Annotated in this window: 1 protein-coding gene and 1 pseudogene; both read left to right on the forward strand. The window is 40.3% G+C overall.

Annotated elements, in window-relative coordinates; all coding sequences use genetic code 11:
- Positions 1-780: 780 nt before the first annotated feature.
- A complete protein-coding gene (locus HMPREF0670_RS00740; RefSeq protein ID WP_157579506.1) occupies positions 781-1,419 on the forward strand; it encodes a hypothetical protein in 639 nt (212 codons plus the stop codon).
- Between the two features lie 10 nt (positions 1,420-1,429).
- Positions 1,430-1,771: pseudogene (locus HMPREF0670_RS16620) on the forward strand (RHS repeat-associated core domain-containing protein); the annotation flags it as partial.

The raw sequence follows: 1,771 nt of genomic DNA on the forward strand, positions 1-1,771 counted from the left end.
AACAGAACTACTAGATTTACAAACATATAGACAAAGCAAGTAAATATTTAAAATATATGGCGAAAAGTATATTCCACAATATATTAAGGGAGGTAATGAAATCACATTCTAGACTGATAACCTTGGTTTTCATAGCACTGGTTGCATTTTCATGCGCAGAGAAGAGAGATCTCACAGATTTAATCTGTGGAGACGACTCTAAATTGTGGTATGTAAATTTTGATGCGAGAGACAAGTTATAAATGTGCTTTTACTTTAACAGGGATAGGACATGGAAGATCTTAGAGCGAGACTTACAAGGAAATCTATCTAAATACGAACAGCACGATCATCTTTGGCCAGAATATTGGATTTTAAAGGATGACTCGGTAATATCGTTAGGTGGGACAGAGTATAAAATCCATGAAGTCAATCCCTCTTTGTTGATACTTCATGTTGACACGACAAAAATAACTTTGCGGCTAGTAAACCAATGAAATCTTTAACCATACGGTGCACCGCAAGACCTCACTTTGGCTACGCCGACTTCAGGCTGCGCCTCGGAAAAACGAGCAAGCTCCTTTTCGCTCGGCTTGCACTGAAGTTCCACGAGACTGAAGACTACACCATCTATCTCGCTCCATACTCGGCGTTACGCGCCGGAGTTTCATCAAGTGCTATTTCATCGGCGACAGGCGCGTGGCCTCCAAAATCGGTGTGGGCATATTCCAAAACGCCTACGGACACGGCGCGAACCTCATCACGGCAGGATAGTAATCAAAATCAGGGTCAGAAACTGGTGTGAAAGTTAGTGCTATTTTAGGTGTTGAAATTGGAATTGATTTAAAAACATATGGAATGTATTTAAAAATGCTTTTTAGTAAAATGTATATAGCAACACTTTATATTGTCTTTGTTGTGTCAATTGTGTTGTTGTCTATTTGTGGCATGCTGACTTTGTTCAAGATGTTACAATCTTATGTTATAGCTGGCTCCATAGCCTCAATGATGGACGTGATTACCAATTATGGTGTTCTTATCCTTGTTTTTCAATTCACATCCCATTTTGTATTGGTGTTTATTATGGATCATCATTTGTTGTTACATAAAACAACAACTTTAATTATTCGATATAGAGCAATTACATATTTCCTTGTTTACAGTTCATTAGGTATGTTCTCAACACATTTACTTCTATTCTATTTGGGAAATGAAGCATATAGAGATACGGCAGAGAAACATTATGGAAATGCCTTGTCATATTGGGCTAGATTTCCTTTGTTGAATGTATTAGTCTATGGTAAGATATTAATCTTGTTGCATCGTAAGGGGTATAGAATTAAAGTAGCAAAATTAGTGTTGCTGTATTTTACAGGGAGATTAGCGTATTTCCTTTTATGCGAGAAAGAAAATAAAATGATGCCGAAATTGGGTTATTAAATTGTCAGACATGGCTGTGAACAAAATACATGGGTTCTGTTTCATAGAACTACGAATTGTCCTACGAGTACGGCGACGCGCCCCAAAAATCGGTGCAAGCATATTCCAAAACACCTATGGGCATGGTGCGAACGTCGTAACCGCCGGACAGAAAGACTATCAGATGCGTATGATGCAGATAGAAAAACAACACGAGGATTACTACCGCAAGCTGGGCACGCCACTGGGAGCGCCCAAGATGAAGGGAGCCACGGTCGATCCCGAGAACACGCACGAGAGCTACAACACCATCATCAAGGGGTTGGGCGGCCACTGTGTGCCCGCCGGTTGGATACAACGCCCCAAACGCAAT

The sequence above is a fragment of the Prevotella sp. oral taxon 317 str. F0108 genome, assembly GCF_000162415.1.
Taxonomy (GTDB): domain Bacteria; phylum Bacteroidota; class Bacteroidia; order Bacteroidales; family Bacteroidaceae; genus Prevotella; species Prevotella conceptionensis.